Genomic DNA, 17449 nt, shown 5'->3' with positions numbered 1-17449 from the left:
ATCGCGGATGTCCGCCGGTTTCGGCCACGAACCCGGCGGGAACGGCCGCCCCCTTCGCTCACCCCCGTCGGCCGGGCCCCGCGTGCCTCACACGCGGGCGGCGGAGCGCAGGTCGTGGTCGAAGGCGCGGATGTCCTCCGTCGTGAGGGTGGTGCGGGTGCGGGCGACGGCCTGCAGATAGTCCTCGGTGCGGTGCGTCAGGTCCGCGGTGGCGCGGGGGTCCGTCGCCAGGTGCCGCTCGAAGGCGGTCTGCGCGGCGGCCTGGGCCGCGTACTCGATGTCCGCCGGCGTGAAGCGGTCGCTGGCCTCGACCAGGGCGTCCAGGTCGATGTCCGCCACCCGGTCCGGGCCGATGTAGCGGACCCAGATGGCCCTTCGGGCCGCGGGGTCCGGCGGGCCGACCGGGATCAGGAAGTCGAAACGGCCGGGCCGCAGGAAGGCCGGGTCCAGCGAGCGCACCGCGTTGGTCGCGCAGATCAGCAGCCGGCGCTCGCCGCGCCGGAACTGCGGGATGAGCTTGAGGAGCTCGTTGGTCACCCGGTGGGCCAGGGTGGAGGGGTCCTGCCGCTCCGAGGCGATCTCCTCCGCCTCGTCGAAGAAGAGCACCACCTGCTCCAGGTGCTCGACCCGGGCGAAGAGCCGCCGCAGCCCGTCCGCCACGCCGTGCGCGTCCTCGGCCAGCTGGTACGGGAGCACCTCGATGAACGGCCACGCCAGCCGGGACGCCACGGCCTTGGCGAACGTCGTCTTGCCCGTGCCCGGCGGACCGAAGAGGACCACGGCACGCGGCGGCACCAGGTGGTAGCGCTCCGCGACCCCCGGGTTCTCCAGCGGAAGCACCAGCCGCCGCTCGATGAGCGCCTTCTCCGCGGCCATGCCCGCGATGCGGTCCCACAGCCCCTCCTCGGGGACCGCGCCACCGAGCTGGTCGAGCAGCGTGGCCTCCGCGGAGTCGGCGGACAGCAGCTTCTCGAAGTAGCCCAGCCCCGGGCGGAAGGAGTACCCGGAATTGCGGAACGCCTGCTCCCCGACCTCGCCCGCCGGCAGCAGCGCCCCGATCCTGCGCACCCCCGTCCGGCCGAGGCCGTCCTCCAGGGCGGCCAGCAGCGCCGAGCCCATCCCGTGGTGCCGCCACTGCCGGGCGATGGCGAGCCGCAGCACCCAGGCCCGTTCCTGGGCCGTCGAGGACACCGCGGCCCCCACGACCCGGTCGCCGACCATCGCCACCACGGCGGGCGCCCCCACGCGCAGCGCCCCGACGACCTCCGCGAGGGTCACCGCGGGATCCTCGGCCGTGTCGCGCGACTCCTCCCAGATCCGCACGACCTGGTCGAGGTCGCCTTCCTCCAGATCACGAACCCGCCAAGGCGTCATGGCGCTCACCTCCCGACCATTCTGGCCCAGCCGGCGCCGGAACGCTCAGCCGGCGGGGTGGCTGACGTGCTCGTCCGTGTGCGCGGGCGGGGCGTCGGCCTGGCGGAGTTCCGCGAGCAGCTCGGTCTGGCCCGCGAGGAGTTCGGTGAGGATGCGGCGGGCCGCGCGCAGGAGTTCGGCGACGTCACCGCCGGCGAGGGCGTAGCTGACGGTGGAGCCCTCGCGAATCGACACCACGATGCCGGACCGGCGCAGCACCGCGAGCTGCTGGGACAGGTTCGACGGCTCGATCTCGATCTCGTTCAGCAGGTCCCGCACCGGCACCGGGCCGTTCTGGAGCAGCTCCAGGACCCTGATCCGCACGGGGTGCCCGAGCATGCGGAAGAACTCCGCCTTGGCCTGGTACAGGGGTACCTGCATCGTCTGATCGCTCCTGCCCGGATTCCGACGGCCCTTCCCGCACCCGCCGGCGGCGGCTCCCGCTGCCACCGGCGCGACGTTGCGTCCAATCCTTCCCCCTCCGGGGCCCGTGCACCGCCGTGCTTGTGCGGATCAGGATGTGCCGAATTGAAGGAATCTTCAATTCCCGGGCGCACGGAACCCCGAGGAAGGACCGGCGGCTACAACTCGAGGTCCGCCTCGATACGCCTGAGGCGGTGCCGGGCCATCGCCAGGTTGGCGTTGCGCCGGTCGAGCACCAGGTAGAGGAACAGACCGTTGCCGTCACGGCTCTTGAGCAGCCGGATCAGGTGGTACTGCGTGCCCATGGTGATCAGGACGTCCTCGATCTCCTCCTTGAGGCCCAGTTCCTTCATCGTCCGGGCCTTGGCCCGGATCACGTCGGTGTTGCCGGCGGCCGCGACGGTCAGGTCGAGGTCCTTGCCACCACCGATCGTGCCCAGCGCCATGCCGCTGGTGTAGTCGACCAGGGCAGCACCCACGCTGCCCTCGATCGACGTCATCGTCTCCTTGAGGGAGGTCTCCACATTCGCCATCGGCGTCCGCTCCTTGCCGTCGCTCTCCAGGCGTCCGCGCGTCCGCGCGCCGCCACCCCGGTTGGTGACGGTGACGCTACTGAAGGTGACGAGGCCGGTGGGGGAATCGCCGATGCCGGCGAGCGGCCCGGCGGCCCCGGGTAGGATGCGCCACCCCCGTCGGGTCAGCGCGCCCCGTCGGCGAGTAGCTCGCCGAGGACGTGCCGCGCGATCGACGCCATGCGCTCGTGGGTGCCCCGGTGGTGCCGCAGCTCCATCAACGCGATCGACAGCGCCCAGCCGCGACCGCGTGCCCAGGTCGCGTCGTCGCTGCCCAGCGCCGCGCGGAACACACCGCGGGCCGCGGCGGGCAGCACGTACCACGCGGCGATCGTGTCCACTGCGGGGTCGCCGAGGCCCGTGCAGCCGAAGTCGATGACCGCGGACAGGCGACCGTCCGCCACCAGGAGGTTGCCCGGCTGCAGATCCGCGTGCACCCACACCGGCGGCCCCTGGGGGTCCGGAGCCGTCAGCGCGGCCTCCCACACCGCGCCGGCCGCCGCCGTGTCCACCTCCGTGCGCAGCGCGTCGATCGCGGAGCGCGTCGCGCGGTCGCGGGCGGCGAGGGGCTCGCTGCGGTACGCGGGCGGGGCGCCGGCGGGGTCGACGCGCTGCAGGGCGGTGACGAACGCCGCCAAGTCGCCCGCGAGCGCGGCGGGTTCGGCGAGACGGCCCGGGGCCGGGTTCTCGCCCTCCAGCCAGCCGTACACCGACCACGCCCAGGGGTAGCCGTCGACGGGAGCCCCCTTGCCCAGGGGCGCGGGGACGGACGCGGGGAGCCCCGGCGCGAGCCGCGGCAGCCAGCGGTGCTCCTTGTCGACGTCGCCCGCGGCACTCGCGGTCATGGGCAGCCGCACGACCATGTCCGTTCCCAGCCGGTACATGGCGTTGGAGGTGCCGGCCGACCCGGTGGGGGCGAGCGGGAGGTCCGACCAGTGGGGGAACTGCGCGTGCAGCAGCCGGCGTACCAGGGCCGTGCCGGTCCCGGGCCCGTCGCCGTTCGGGGTGCGTGGGGGCATGTCCGCCTTCCGAAGTGGTTCCGCCGGACCATGATGAGCGGACAGGGGGTGCGCGCGGCAATGGATTTCCGCGTGCCCGGAGCCCCGGGTGCGGCGCTGCCGGGGCCATGGGCTTGGATGTGCGCGTGACCGTTCACGACGTGGCCCCGCTTCTGCCCTCCATCGCCGAACTGCGCGACCACTGCCGCGCCCTGGCGATGCTCGACGCGATCCTCAGCCCCGACTGGGAGATGCGCCACCACTCCTTCGACGCCGCGTGGGACACCGGCGAGGAGATGGCCTCCCTGCGCAACGGCTCGGGCGACGAGTACGCGATCGTGTTCTCCGCCGCCGGGGCCTTCGTCCGCGGCTTCGACCACGAGTCCCCGGTGAGCCCCTACGGGTCGGAGGACCACGAGCCCTGGCCGGGTGTCGTCGACGAGGTCCCCGAGGCGTTCCGTCCGTATGTCGAGGAGCCGGCGTTCTGTGACGAGGACGGCGTGCCGGTCGCGACCGTCTGCCTGTGGCGTGGCGCGGGGGACGACGCGTGGCGGCACGGCTCCGTCGACCTGCCCGAGGGCCGTGAGGACGCCGACGGCGCGTCGTACCTGTTCAGCCTGCTGACCGACCGTTCCCCCGAGGCCTTCCGCGCCTTCGCCGAGGACTACTACGAGGTGCCGGTCGACCTGGACGCCGTACGCCATGTCCACGCGCTGCGCCCGCTCACCCCGGAGGTCGTCGCGAGGCTGAACCCGGAGGTGAGGCTCGAGGCGCTGGCCGAGGACCTCGCGGGCATCGGCTATCCGCGGGACGCCGCCTGACGGGCCATCAGGAAACGGCGGGGCCCCGCGGCGCCCCGCGCGACGTCCCGCAGTGCGTCGAGCAGCCCCCGCACCGGGGGCTGCCGCAGCGACGCCTCCCGCACGGCCGCGTGGACCGCCCGTACGGGCTCCGGGCCGCGCACCTTCCGCACGACCACCCCGGGATGGTGGTGCGCCAGGGCGGCCCGCGGCAGCAGGCTCACCCCGAGGCCGGCGGCCACGAACCCCTGGGCGGTGGCGTAGTCCTCGCTCTGCACCACGACGTCGGGGCTGAAGCCGGCCGCGGCGCACGCCTGGAGGATCAGCTCCAGGCACGAGCCGTCCGGGGACTCGCTGCCCACCCATGGCTCACCGGCGAGGTCGTTGAGGTCGAGCACCCGCTTCGCGGCGAGGCGGTGGCCCTTGGGGAGGACCGCCCGGTAGGGGTCGTCCCGCAGATGCACCAGACGCAGTCCCTCACGGGCCTGACCGCGCGGCCGCACCACGATCGCCAGGTCCGCGCGGCCCTTCTCCACCTCCGGCAGCGGATCGCCGGGGTCGACCAGGCCGAGCTCGATCCGTACCCCCGGGTGCTCGCGGCGCAGCCGCGCGACCGCGGGGGCCACCAGATCGGCTCCGGCCGTCGGGAAATAACGCACCGTCAGCGTGCCCGTACGGCCCGCGCGCAGATCGGCCAGCGCCGTCTCGGCCTCGGCGACCTCCCTGCCGATGCGGCCGGCGTACTCGGTGAGCAGCAGCCCGGCCGGCGTCGGCTGCACCCCGCGCCCGACCCGTTCGAGCAGCGGGATCCCGGCCTGTCTCTCCAGGACGGCGATCTGCTGGCTGACGGCCGAGGGTGTGTAACCGAGGTGGGTGGCGGCGGCGGTGACCGACCCGCTGGTGACCACCGCCCGGAGGACCTGCATGCGGCGCACGTCGAGCATGTAGCTCAGCTTAACGGTAGATGTGTGAACCTTCGCTTGTGGTACCAGGATGCCGTGGGGGAGCGTCGGGAGGACGGTGACGCGCGACGAGGGGAGACCGGGGTGTCCGTGGTGTCCGGTGGTGGGAGCGGTGCGAGGGCGCTGCTGCGCCTGGGAGTGCTGGCGCTGCTGTGGGGGTCGACCTTCCTGTGGATCAAGATCGCGCTGGAGGGTCTGCCGCCCGCCTGGGTCACCTTCCTGCGCTGCGCTTTCGGTGCGGCCCTGCTGCTCGTACTCGCCCTGCGCGCGGGCCTGCGCCTGCCGCGGGGGCGGGTGTTGTGGGGCCGCCTCACAGTGGCGGCCTTCCTGTGCAACGCCGCGCCCTTCCTGCTCTTCAGCGTCGGCGAGCAGAGCGTCGACTCCGGCGTCGCGGGCGTCCTCAACGCCACGACGCCGCTGTGGTCGCTGCTCATCGGTCTGGCCCTGGGCACGGAACGGGGCATCCGAGGACCCCGCCTCGGCGGCCTCCTCGCCGGTTTCGCGGGCGTCCTCCTGATCTTCGCCCCCTGGCACCGCTCGGGCCTCGTGAGCTGGGGCGCCCTGGCACTCGTGGGCGCGGCGGCGAGCTACGCGCTCGCCTTCTCCTACATGGGGCGCAGGCTCGCCGGCACGGGTACGGGCACGCTCCCGCTCGCCGCCGCGCAGTTGACCGCCGCGACCGCGCTGAGCGCGCCCGCCCTGTTCGTCACCGGCACGGGCGGGATCGCGGTGACGCCGCGTTCCTCCGTGGCGGTCCTCGTCCTCGGTCTCCTGTGCACGGGTGTCACCTTCCACCTGACGGTGCGCATCATCGCCGACGAGGGACCGACCGACGCGGCCACCGCCGGCTACCTGCTCCCGGTCGTGTCGGTGGGGCTCGGCGCCCTCGTGCTCGGCGAGTCGGTGGGCGGAAGGGTGGTGGCCGGCATGCTGGTCGTCCTCGCCGGGGTCGGGCTCACGCGGTCGCGGGGACCACGGCTACGACGGTGGCGGCATGCCGACCGCGCGGGCGAGCGCGCCGACGATCGCGGGGGCGTGCTCGGGCAGACGTACGGCGGCCCAGTCGGCGGCGGCACCGAGGAACCCCGCCAGATCCCGCTCGGCGCCGGCGACCCCGCGGCGCAGCACGTCGGCGGCCACCTCGAACGCCGGGCTGTCGTCCCGCCCGGCGTCGACGCTCAACCGGACGACGTCGCCGCGCCGTTCGGCGAGCGGCCAGGGGTTGTGGCCGAGCCACGTGTCACCGGTACCGTCGAGGACGCCGAGCCAGGTCTCCCGCCAGTCCTCCATGCCGCAGCAGCAGCCGGGAAGCAGCACGGCCCCGCCTACGGGGTCGGTGACCCGCAAGCCGCCGGAGGACCGGAGGTCCTCCTCGGACAGCAGCCCCAGGAGGAAGGCCTCCACCGGATCCCCTGACCGGCCGGGGAGGTCCGCATCGTCCGCCTCCATGCCGTTGTACGCCGCGACGGTCATCACGGCCGTACCGATCTCGGCCGCCGACAGCCCGCCGTGCAGCGGCATTAAGGTGAACGGCACCCACTCGGCCACCGGCCAGAGGGTGAAGCCGTCCGTGGTTCCTGTCTCCAGTACGGGCTGCACGACGATCACCGCCCGAGTCTGCACCGGCGCGAGGCCGGGCCGCCTCCTGTTTTCCGGCGCCCCGCGCGGCGGACGTCACTTCGCGGGGGCGAAGACCCGCTGTGCGGCGACGGCCGCGCCGCCGCGCGCCCACTCCTCGAAGGGCAGCGGACGCACGACGAGGTCGCAGTCGGCCGCGGCGCCGAAGGCGTGGTCGGCGAAGGTCTGCCGGATCTGGTCGGCGAACAGGTCGTAGGAGGCCGCGCCCTCGCCGGAGATGATGATGCGCTCCGGGCCGATGAGGTTGGCCACCGAGGCCATCGCCAGTCCCATCACGTGCCCGGCGCGTGAGAAGACCGCGCGGACGGCCGCGTTGTCGGCGTGGGCCAGCCGCACCGCCTCCTCCATCGTGAGCGCGGGGTCGCCGGTGGCCTGCCGGGCCTGCTCGGTGATGGCGTGCGTGGAGGCGACGGTCTCCACGCACCCGGTGTTGCCGCAGGTGCAGGTGCGGTCGGTGCCGCCCACCGGCAGATGCCCCACCTCGCCGGACACCCCGTGGGCCCCGGACACCACCCGGCCGCCGATGGACAGCCCGCAGCCGATGCCCGCGCCGACCGTGACCAGGGCGAACGAGGACAGCCCCACCCCGGCGCCGAACCACTGCTCGGCGACGGTCAGCGCGCGCACGTCGTTCTCGATCACGGTCGGGATGCCGGACGCCGACTCCACCAGCTGCGCGAGCGGCACCCGGCGCCAGTCGAGGAACGGCGAGTACTGCACGGTGCCGGTCTGCCCGTCCACGTCCCCGGAGATCGTGACGCCGACGCTGTGGACGGCGTCGTCCCCCTCCGCGCCCGCGGCGGCGCGCAGTTGCCCGATGAGCCGGGCGATCGCCAGTACTACGGTCCCGACGTCTCGGGAGTCCAGTGCGGCGCGCCGGGAGGCCAGCGGCCGGGCGGTCAGGTCGGTGAGCACGCCGATGAGTTCGTCACCGGTCACCTTCACGCCGACGAACCGCGCGCGGTCGGCGCGTACGGCCATCGGGGTCGCGGGGCGGCCGCTGGCCCGCTCGCCGGCCGGTCTGCCGAGTTCGGTGATCCAGCCGTCCGCCAGCAGGGGAGTGGCGGCCTTGGTCACCGCGCCCGCCGACAGACCCGTGCGCCGCCCGATCTCGGCACGGGTGAGGGAGCCGTGGACGAGCAGGGTCTGGAAGACCAGGACGGCGGCGGGGGGCTGGTCGGCGAGGCTCATGCCCGGGACCATACCTTTCCAAGGGAAAGTAAGGAAGAGGCCTACTCATCCCATCTTTCGGCGAGAACACAGGGGTTCCGAGGCGGATTCTCCGGCCAGGGCTGTGATCCGGCGGATCAGACATCCGATTTTTGCCGCGGAATATGTTGACGCTGGAAGGAAAGCCTGGCTACATTCGCCGCACTCCTCGCCCGGAGCGGACGAAGTGCCCCCCGGCGAGGAGCGCGACCGGAGCCTCCCCCGGTCGCGGCACGCCCGCCCTCGGTGGTGTTCCGGGACGACCGCCACCGGGGGACCCCCCTGCCGTACCCCCTGCCCACTCGAAGCGGACGCCGTCGCGCCGGGATGGAGTGCCCCCATGGCCCGTTCAGCTGTACTCGCACGTCTCAGATGGCCCGTGGCACGCAGGCGCGGCGGCATGCGCAAGGCCGCCGTGCCCGCGCTCGTCGCCACCGCGCTCGCCACGGCCCTCGCCGTACCCGCCGCGGCGTCGCCCGCCGCACCCGCGTCCTCCGCATCCGCGTCCTCCGTGCCGCGGGCGGCGGCCGCCGTTTCGGAGACCGCCCCCGTGGTCGGCGCCAAGCCCTACATGGGCTGGAGCAGCTGGAGCCTGGAGTCCACCAACTTCCCCGGCTACGGCGGCTCCTGGCTCACCGAGCCGCACGTGCTGCAGCAGGCCGACATCCTCGCGTCCAAGCTGAAGCGGCACGGCTACGAGTACGTCAACATCGACGCCGGCTGGAACGTCGGCAGCGAGACGAACAAGAGCCTTTCCGACGAGTACGGCCGGCCCGTCGCGGACCCCGTCAAGTTCCCGCACGGCATGAAGTGGCTCGGCGACCGACTGCACGCCAAGGGCCTGAAGTTCGGGCTCTACCTGGCGGTCGGCCTGTACATCGACACGTACAACGACGGCAGGACGCCGATCCACGGGGCGCCGGGGTGCACGACCAAGGACATCGTCTACCCCGACCTGCGCAAGACCAGCGGCTGGGACAACGTCTCCTACCAGCTGAACTTCGCCAGCCCGTGCACCGAGAAGTACATCCAGTCCGTGGCCGACCAACTGGCCGGCTGGGGAGTGGACTTCCTGAAGATCGACGGTGTCGGCCCCGGCTCCAACCAGGGTGACGCGGCACACGACAACGTCCCCGACATCAAGACCTGGCACGCCGCGCTGGAGCGGACCGGCCGGCCCATCCAGTTCGTTCTGTCCTGGTCGCTCAGCCACGACAAGGTGGACGTCTGGAAGGAGAACTCCAACGGCTGGCGCGTGGACACCGACGTCGAGTGCTACTGCGACACCCTGGTGACCTGGAACAACTCGGTCAAGCAGCGGTGGAACGACGTCGTCCCGTGGATCGACGACGCCGGGCCGGGGCACTGGAACAACCTCGACTCCCTCGACGTCGGCGCGGGCCCGCTCGACGGCCTCAACGAGGTCGAGCGGCAGAGCTACATGACGCTGTGGGCCATCGAGAGCGCCCCGCTGTACATCGGCGACGACCTCACCAAGCTCGACGCGTACGGCCTGTCGCTGCTCACCAACGACGAGGTCATCGCCGTCGACCAGGCCGGCAACCCCGCCAGGCCGCTCAGCCAGGACACCCCGCAGCAGGTCTGGTACGCCCGCAACGCCGACGGCAGCTACACGGTCGCCCTGTTCAACCTCGGCAAGGGCTACTCCGACGTGACCGCCGACTGGAGCGAGCTGGGCATCAGCGGCAGGCCCGCCGTCCGCGACCTGTGGAGCCGCAAGAACCTCGGCACGGTCGGTGACGGCTTCACCGACAACCTGCCGCCGCACGGCTCCCGGCTGCTGCGCGTCACCCCGGCGAAGACGACCGGAAAGCCCGGAGTCCCGCTCGGCGTGCGCGCCACCGCCGCCACGGCCGGCAGCGTCTCGCTCGCCTGGGACGCGGTGAACACCGGCACCGCCACCACCGGTTACGAGGTGTACGCCGGCGGCGCCAAGGTCGCCACGGTTGACGGCACCTCCGCCACCGTCACCGGCCTGGACGCCGCCACCGGCTACGTGTTCACCGTCGTCGCCCACGACGCCAGGGGCCGTACGTCCGCACCGGGCAACGCCGTCTCCCTGACCACCCCCGCCGCCGAAGGGCGCACCGCCTACGAGGCCGAGGCGTCGGGGAACCCCCGCACCGGCAACGCGAGCATCAGCGACTGCTCCCGCTGCTCCGGCGGCAAGAAGGTCGGCAACCTGGGCGTCGACGCCTCCGTGACGATCAAGGACGTGACGGCGCCGAAGGACGGCACCTACCTGATGACGGTGGACTTCACCGACGGATCCTCGGGCCGTACGGCCGTGGTCACCGTCAACGGCACCGCCTTCCAGCTGCCGCTGCACGGCGGCAACGACAACGACTGGGGCCGCCCGCGGTCGGTCACCGTGCCCGTCCACCTCAAGGCCGGGGCCAACACGATCGCCTTCGGCAACCCGTCCGACTACGTGTCCGACGTCGACCGGATCACCGTCTGACCGACGGCCGGCCCGGCAGCGGGCCGCCGTCCCACCCGTTCGGCCCGACGCACGAGAAGGCCCGACGCACGAGAAGGAGAGTGCCGTGGTGGTCACATCGCAGGGCAGCCACACGACGCCGGTGGCACCGCCGTCCGGCGCAGCCGGTACGGGGGCCACCACGGCCTCTTCCAGCCCGAAGACCCGCGAGACCCGCGGACCCCTGAAGGTCCGCAAGAACACCGGCGGCCGCCGGCCCGGGCGCGTGACCGCGACCCGGTCCGCGGCGGCCCGGCGGCGGGACCTGCCGGTCGCGCTGCTGCTGATCCTGCCCGCCGTGGTCGGGTTCGCGATCTTCTACGCCTACCCGACCCTGCGCGGCATCTACCTGGGCTTCACCGAGTTCCACGTCCTCACCCCGCCGCGCTGGGTGGGACTGGCCAACTTCCGCGAGATGGCCGGTGACGGGGTCTTCTGGCACTCCCTCCTCGTCACCCTCTGGTTCGTGGCCCTCTCCGTCGTCTTCGGCACCCTGATCTCCCTGGTGACCGCGGTGGTGCTGCACCGCGTCACCGACTCCTCGCTGCTGCGCGGCGTGATGCTGTTGCCGTTCCTGATCTCCAACGTGATCGCCGCGCTGGTGTGGCAGTGGATGCTCGACCCGCATCTCGGGGTCGTCAACATCGTGCTCGACCACCTGATCGGCCATCCGGTGCTCTTCCTCGGCAGCGGCCCCTGGGCGATCCCCTCGCTCGCCGCGATCAGCGTCTGGAAGTGGATGGGCTACTACTCCCTGCTGATCTTCGCCGGGCTGCAGACCATCCCGTCCACGATCTACGAGGCCGGGCGGGTGGACGGCGCCAGCGAGTTCCAGATGTTCCGCCGGCTCACCGTGCCGCTGCTGCGGCCGATCCTCGTGATGGTGGTCGTCCTGACGGTGATCAACGCCTTCCAGGTCTTCGACATCGTCGCCGTCACCACCAGGGGCGGCCCCGCCAACGCCTCGAACGTGCTGCAGATGTACATCTACGACAAGGCTTTCCGCCAGTTCGACTTCGGCTACGCGGCGACGATGTCGCTGGCCCTGTTCGCCCTGCTCATCACGGTCACCTTCACCCAGCTCCGGCTCGCTCGGGCCGACGAATCCGACCTGAACTGAAGGAGGCCCCCGATGACGCTCCCCCTCGCACCCCGTACGACGAGCGTGCGGCGCACCCGCACCCGCAAGGCGACCCCCGGCCGGATCGTGGCCTGGGCCTACCTCGGCCTCGTCTCGCTGATCACGCTCTTCCCCTTCTACTGGATCGTGCGCACCGCGCTGTCCAACAACTACCGGCTCGCCACCGACCCCTCCTCGCCGCTGCCCGTCGGGTTCACCTTCGGCGCCTTCAAACGGGCGCTGGGCCTGGCCTCCACCGCCGAGGCCCTGGCCCAGGGCGGCTCGGGCGCGTCCCTCGACATCGCGCTCTACCTGCGCAACTCGGTGATCTACGCATCCGTGCAGACCGTGCTCATCGTGCTTTTCTCCGCCTGCGCGGCCTACGCCTTCTCACGACTGCACTGGCGCGGCCGCAACCTGGTGTTCGGCATCCTCATCAGCGCGCTGATGGTGCCGAGCGTCTTCACGCTGCTGCCGAACTTCGTCCTCATCAAGGACCTCGGCCTCACCAACACCTTCGCCGGACTCATCCTGCCCGGCGGGCTCTTCCAGGCGTTCACGGTGTTCTTCCTGCGCCAGTTCATGCTCGGCCTGAGCAGCGAGATCGAGGAGGCCGCGATCATCGACGGCGCGGGACCGCTGCGGATCCTCTACCGCATCATCCTGCCGATGTCGGCGGCGCCGATCGCGACCGTGTCGCTCCTGATGTTCGTCAACGCCTGGAACGACTACATGTGGCCGCTGCTGGTCACCAACGACGCCGGGGTGCAGCCGCTGACGCTCGCGCTCGGCGTGTTCAAGCAGTCCTCGCCGCAGGCCGCCCCCGACTGGGCGGGGCTGATGGCCGCCGCCCTCATCGCGGCGCTGCCGATGCTGCTGCTCTTCCTCGCCTTCGGCAGGCGGATCGTCAACTCCATCGGCTTCTCCGGGCTCAAGTGACCGCGCACGCGCCCCAGGACGGCACCCCATGAACCCCACCGACCTGCTGCTCCGCTGGCCCGCGCCCGCGGCCGACTGGAACGAGGCGGCACCGGTCGGCAACGGCCGGCTCGGCGCCATGGTCTTCGGCGGCACCCACCGCGCCCGGATCCAGATCAACGACTCCACCGTGTGGTCCGGCACCCCCGGCGGGCCCGCGAAGGCGCTCGCCGACGTCGTCGCCGCCGGCGCCGGCCCGCGGCGGCTCGAGGAGGTCCGCGACGCGCTCCGGGCCGGCGAACCGCACCGGGCCGAGGGACTCCTGATGGCCTTCGAGGGCCCGTACAGCCAGGAGTACCTGCCCTACGCCGACCTGTGGCTGACCGTGCCCGGCGCGCAGGATGCCACGTACCGGGGCCGCACCCTCAACCTCGACAGCGGGATCGCCGAGGACGCCTTCGACCTGCCGTCGGGCGCCTCGGTCACCCGCCGGACCTGGGCCGACGCCGCCACCGGGACGCTGTGCACCGACCTCGCCGCGCGAGGCGGCACCGTCGACGTGCGGCTGGAGGTCACCACCCCCCTCCGGGAGGTGCACCGCTGCGCCGGCCCCGAAGGGGTCGTCATCGGCGTCGAGATCCCCGTCGACGGGGCACCCGCCCACGAACCGGACGTCCCGGAACCACTGCGGTACGCGGACGGCCCCGTCAACGGCTACGACCCCTTCGGGGCGCTCGCCCTGCGCGTGACCACCGACGGAGAGGTCACCGCCGACGGGGGAGCCCTTCGCGTCACCGGCGCCACCCGGCTCCTCGCCGTCGTGGCGAGCTCCACCGAGGCGCTGCGCCACTGGCGGGGACTCGACGCCCCGGCCGGCCGCGCCGCGCATCTCGAAGCCGCCGCCGACAGCGCCGCCCGGGCCGCGGAACACGGCACGGGCGAGCTGCTCAAGGCACACGAGACCGACCAGCGCGCCCTCCTCGGCGGCACCTCGCTGCGCATCGGACCGCGCCGCCCGGGCACCCACGACGTCGCCCGCGACATCCTCTCCGGCGACGACGAACTCCTCACCGCCACCGTGCTGTTCCAGCTCGGCCGCTACCTCCTGGCCGCCGCCTCCCGCCCCCACGCCGGACCGCCCGCCAACCTCCAGGGCATCTGGAACGCCGACCTGCGCCCCGCCTGGTCGTCCAACTACACGATCAACATCAACACACAGATGAACTACTGGGGCGCGGAGGCCGCCGGCCTCGGCCCCTGCCACGAGCCGCTGTTCGACCTCCTCGACCGCGTTGCCGCGCACGGCCGGGACGTCGCCCGGCAGCTGTACGGCGCCCGCGGCTGGGTCGCCCACCACAACACCGACATGTGGGGCTGGGCGCTGCCCGTCGGCATGGGCCGCGGCGCCGCGTCCTGGGCGATCTGGCAGATGGGCGGCGCCTGGCTCGTCCAGCACCTGTGGGATCACTGGGAGTTCACCCAGGACACCGCCTTCCTGCGCGAACGCGCCTGGCCGCTGCTCAGCGGCTGCGCCGAGTTCCTGCTCGACTGGCTGGTGGACGACGGCACGGGGCGGCTGGGCACCCTCCCCTCCACCTCGCCGGAGAACCACTACCTCACCGCCGACGGCTCCATGGCCTCGCTCACCCGCTCCTCCACCATGGACACCGCACTCACCCGGGCCGTCCTCGAACGCACCCGGCGCGCCGCCGCGCTCCTCGGCATCGACACCCCGCTGAGCGGCCGCATCTCCGCAACCCTGCCGCGCCTGCACCCGCCCCGGATCGCCGCGGGCGGCTGGCTCCAGGAATGGGCCGACGACCTCCCCGAGGAGGACCCCCACCACCGTCACCTCTCCCAGCTGGTCACCGTCCACCCGCTCGGCCTGATCGACCCGGACGGCACCCCGGAACTCGCGGCCGCCGCCGCGGCCCTGCTCGACAGACGCGGTCCCGGCGCGATGGGGTGGTCATGGGCCTGGAAGATCGCCCTGCGCGCCCGGTTGCGCGACGCCGCGACGGCCCGCTCGCTCCTCCTCGAGGCGACCCGCCCGTTCGAGGGCGACCCGGACACCGACGCGCCCGTCGACGGCTCGGAGTGGGGCGGCCTGCTCCCCAACCTGTTCTCCACCCACCCGCCGTTCCAGATCGACGGCAACTACGGCCTCATGGCGGCGCTCACCGAGATGGTGCTGCAGAGCCACGACGGCACCGTCCACCTGCTGCCCGCCCTCCCCGCACAGTGGCGCGAGGGCGAGGCCGTCGGCCTGCGCTGCCGCGGCGGCCTGTCGGCCGACTTCGCCTGGCACGACGGCGCCGTCACCTCCGTGACGGTGCGCCGGCTCGCCGGGGACGACACCGCGCCGGTGACCGTCCGCCACCGCGACCGCACCACCCGGGTACGCGTCGCCACCGGAGCCGCCGTCACCCTCGGCGCCGACCTCACCCCGCGCGAGGAGGCCCGGCCGTGCTGACCGAGGACGACGTCCCCGAACTGTGGGCCTACCGCAGCGCATACCGCGAGCCCGCCGACTTCGACGCCTTCTGGAAGGACACCCTGGAGGCCGCCCGCGACCACGAACCTCGGCTCGAACTCACCCCGGTCGACACCGACCTGGAGACCGTGGACGTCTACGACGCGGTCTTCCCCGGATTCGGCGGCCACCCTGTCCACGGCTGGCTGCGGCTGCCGCGCCACCGTAGCGGCCCGCTGCCCGCGGTCGTGCAGTTCCACGGCTACGGCAGCGGACGCGGCGCCCCCGTCGAGGACCTGCTGTGGGCCTCCGCCGGCTACGCCCACCTGCTGGTGGACACCCGCGGCCAGGGCGGCGCCTGGGCGGGCGGCGGCGCCACCGCGGACCCGGTCGGCAGCGGCCCCTCCCACCCCGGGTTCCTCACCCGCGGCATCGAGGACAGGGACACATACGTCTACCGCCGTGTCTTCACCGACGCCGTACGCGCCGTCGAAGCCCTGCGGACCTCGCCGCACGCCGACCCCGACCGGGTCGCGGTGACCGGCCCCAGCCAGGGCGGCGGCATCGCCCTGGCGGTCGCCGGTCTCGTCCCCGGACTGCGCGCCGCGCACTTCCAGGCGCCGTTCCTGTGCGACATCCGGCAGGCCGCCCGGCTCACCGGCGAGCAGCCGTACGCCGAGCTCATCGGCTACCTCGGCGCCCGCCGGGACCGGGTCGAGCAGACCTTCCGGACCCTCGGCTACTTCGACGGGCTCGCCTTCGCCCGCCGCGCCACCGCGCCCGCCTGGTTCTCCGCCGGGCTGCGCGACGAGGTCTGCCCGCCGGCCACCACGCTCGCCGCGTACCACCGTTACGGCGGGCCGAAGCAGATGCGGCTGTGGGAGTTCAACGGCCACGACGCCGGCGGCCCCGAGGACCTGGTCATCGCCCTGAGCGCCTTCCGCGCGCTCCTCAAGACGTCGTCCCATCACCCTCACCAGCAGTCCCGAAAGAAGGAATCATGAGAATGCGCGCAGTCGTCGCCCTCGGGGCCACGCTCACCCTCGCCGCGGTGCTGTCCGCCTGCTCCTCCGGCTCGGACACCGCGGGCGGTTCGCAGACCGTCAACTGGTGGACCTGGGACGACAAGCAGGCCGCCGCGTACAAGACCTGCGCCGCGGACTTCGAGAAGGCCAACCCCGGCACGACCGTCAAGATCTCGCAGTACAACGTCGACGACTACTTCACCAAGCTGACCGCGGGCTTCGTCGCGGGCAGCGCCCCCGACGCCTTCCAGAACAGCGTGCAGTTCTTCCAGGCGTACGCCGGCCAGAACCAGCTGCTGCCGATGGACGACTTCATCGCCAAGGACAAGTTCGACCTGTCCCGGTTCTCCGTCGGCGTGAACGCCTGGAAGTTCACCGACGGCAAGCAGTACGCGCTGCCGCTGGACTGGGCCGCGGCCGGTCTCTACTACGACCAGGACGCCCTGACCAAGGCCGGCTACAGCAAGGCCGACGTCGAGTCCGTGACGTGGAACCCCGACGACGGCGGCGAGTTCGGCAAGATGATCGCCCACCTCACCGTGGATGAGAAGGGGCGCCGCGGCGACGAGCCCGGCTTCGACAAGGGCCACGTCAAGACCTTCGGCTTCGGCCAGATCGCCGCGAAGGACTTCATCGGGCAGACCTCCTGGAGCCCGTTCGCCTCCAGCACCGGGTGGCGGCTCGGCGACAAGGAGAGCTGGCCGACGGTCTTCAACTACGGCGACCCCCGCCTGGTGAAGACGCTGAAGTGGGCGCGCTCCCTGACGGAGAAGGGATACGCCCCCAAGCTCGGCGAGTTCACCTCCAGCGTCAGCGACGTCGACCTGCTCTCCTCCCACCGGGTGGCGATGGAGATCGGCGGTTCCTGGTCCGCCTCCACCTTCGCCAAGATCCCCGGCGTCAAGACCGGCATCGCGGCGCCGCCGTACGGCCCCGACGGCAAGACCCGCGCCGTGATGAGCAACTCCAACGGCAACAACATCTGGGCGGGCACCAAGCACCCCGAACTGACCTGGAAGTGGGTGTCCTACATGGGCTCCGAGGCCTGCCAGTCCAAGGCCTCCCGCACCGGCACGTTCTTCCCGTCCATCCCCGCCTCCATGGACGCCGCGACGAAGGCCCTGGCCGCCGACGGGGTCGACCTGTCGGTCTTCACCAGCATGCTGAAGGACAAGGTCCTGTACCCGTCCCCGGTCTACGGCAACGGCGCCGCGGTGCAGGACGCGCTGAACCCGCTGTTCGAAGGCTACTTCGCCGGCCAGAAGGACGACTCCGTCTTCGCGGACATGGAGAAGCAGAGCAAGACCCTCCTCGCGAAGAACTGAGCCACCGCAAGCGAACCGAGCCCCCGCCGCCGGACGCGCCCCCATCCCGGGCCGTCCGGCGGCGGAGCACACC

The 17449-nt window shown here is 72.6% G+C and carries 13 protein-coding genes and 1 pseudogene; 8 read left to right on the top strand and 6 right to left on the bottom strand.

Translation table 11 applies throughout. The annotated features are described in order from the left end of the window. Positions 1–87: 87 nt before the first annotated feature. The 4 genes from CHF15_RS13320 to CHF15_RS13305 all read right to left on the bottom strand — a co-directional run bounded on the left by CHF15_RS13320 (position 88) and on the right by CHF15_RS13305 (position 3427). Positions 88–1374 carry an ATP-binding protein gene (locus CHF15_RS13320; protein ID WP_089223945.1) on the bottom strand — a complete coding sequence of 429 codons (1287 nt, stop codon included), beginning with the start codon at positions 1372–1374 and terminating at the stop codon, positions 88–90. 45 nt (positions 1375–1419) lie between these two features. Continuing rightward, positions 1420–1794: an ArsR/SmtB family transcription factor gene (locus CHF15_RS13315; RefSeq protein ID WP_089223944.1), complete on the bottom strand. Its 375-nt coding sequence runs from the start codon at positions 1792–1794 to the stop codon at positions 1420–1422. 200 nt (positions 1795–1994) lie between these two features. After that, on the bottom strand, positions 1995–2369 hold the full coding sequence (locus CHF15_RS13310; RefSeq protein WP_018563682.1) for a roadblock/LC7 domain-containing protein: 375 nt from the start codon (positions 2367–2369) through the stop codon (positions 1995–1997). 164 nt (positions 2370–2533) lie between these two features. Beyond that, complete coding sequence (locus CHF15_RS13305) at positions 2534–3427, bottom strand: aminoglycoside phosphotransferase family protein (protein ID WP_089223943.1); 894 nt, start codon at positions 3425–3427, stop codon at positions 2534–2536. Between the two features lie 107 nt (positions 3428–3534). On the opposite strand from CHF15_RS13305, the gene CHF15_RS13300 reads away from it, so the two are divergent. Next, positions 3535–4227, top strand: a complete 693-nt coding sequence (locus CHF15_RS13300; RefSeq protein WP_089223942.1) for a hypothetical protein — start codon at positions 3535–3537, stop codon at positions 4225–4227. Here CHF15_RS13300 and CHF15_RS13295 read toward each other — a convergent pair. Next, complete coding sequence (locus CHF15_RS13295; RefSeq protein WP_089223941.1) at positions 4206–5150, bottom strand: LysR family transcriptional regulator; 945 nt, start codon at positions 5148–5150, stop codon at positions 4206–4208. The two genes, CHF15_RS13300 and CHF15_RS13295, sit on opposite strands and share 22 nt — an antisense overlap. Positions 5151–5300: 150 nt before the next feature. Here CHF15_RS13295 and CHF15_RS13290 point away from each other — a divergent pair. Continuing rightward, positions 5301–6131, top strand: a pseudogene (locus CHF15_RS13290) (DMT family transporter); the annotation flags it as partial. A 711-nt stretch (positions 6132–6842) separates the two neighbouring features. On the opposite strand, the gene CHF15_RS13280 reads toward CHF15_RS13290, so the two are convergent. Next, a complete protein-coding gene (locus CHF15_RS13280; RefSeq protein WP_089224012.1) occupies positions 6843–7997 on the bottom strand; it encodes an ROK family transcriptional regulator in 1155 nt (384 codons plus the stop codon). 397 nt (positions 7998–8394) lie between these two features. Here CHF15_RS13280 and CHF15_RS13275 point away from each other — a divergent pair, with 397 nt between their 5' ends. From CHF15_RS13275 to CHF15_RS13250, 6 genes are all read left to right on the top strand, one after another. Beyond that, positions 8395–10497, top strand: a complete 2103-nt coding sequence (locus tag CHF15_RS13275) for a fibronectin type III domain-containing protein (RefSeq protein ID WP_245938809.1) — start codon at positions 8395–8397, stop codon at positions 10495–10497. Between the two features lie 85 nt (positions 10498–10582). After that, positions 10583–11635 carry a carbohydrate ABC transporter permease gene (locus CHF15_RS13270; RefSeq protein WP_089223939.1) on the top strand — a complete coding sequence of 351 codons (1053 nt, stop codon included), beginning with the start codon at positions 10583–10585 and terminating at the stop codon, positions 11633–11635. A gap of 12 nt (positions 11636–11647) precedes the next feature. Next, entirely contained in the window at positions 11648–12574 is a 927-nt protein-coding gene (locus CHF15_RS13265) for a carbohydrate ABC transporter permease (protein WP_089223938.1), read from the top strand. Positions 12575–12602: 28 nt separating this feature from the next. Then, entirely contained in the window at positions 12603–15026 is a 2424-nt protein-coding gene (locus CHF15_RS13260) for a glycosyl hydrolase family 95 catalytic domain-containing protein (protein WP_089223937.1), read from the top strand. Continuing rightward, positions 15020–16030, top strand: a complete 1011-nt coding sequence (locus CHF15_RS13255) for an acetylxylan esterase (RefSeq protein WP_089223936.1) — start codon at positions 15020–15022, stop codon at positions 16028–16030. Before CHF15_RS13260 ends, CHF15_RS13255 begins: the two co-directional genes overlap by 7 nt. Further along, positions 16027–17376: an ABC transporter substrate-binding protein gene (locus CHF15_RS13250; RefSeq protein WP_245938808.1), complete on the top strand. Its 1350-nt coding sequence runs from the start codon at positions 16027–16029 to the stop codon at positions 17374–17376. Before CHF15_RS13255 ends, CHF15_RS13250 begins: the two co-directional genes overlap by 4 nt. Positions 17377–17449 lie beyond the last annotated feature (73 nt).

The sequence above is a fragment of the Actinacidiphila glaucinigra genome (genome assembly GCF_900188405.1).
In the GTDB taxonomy this organism is placed as follows: domain Bacteria; phylum Actinomycetota; class Actinomycetes; order Streptomycetales; family Streptomycetaceae; genus Actinacidiphila; species Actinacidiphila glaucinigra.
Note: the sequence above shows the minus strand (reverse complement) of the source record. Positions and strands in the feature narration are given on the sequence as shown.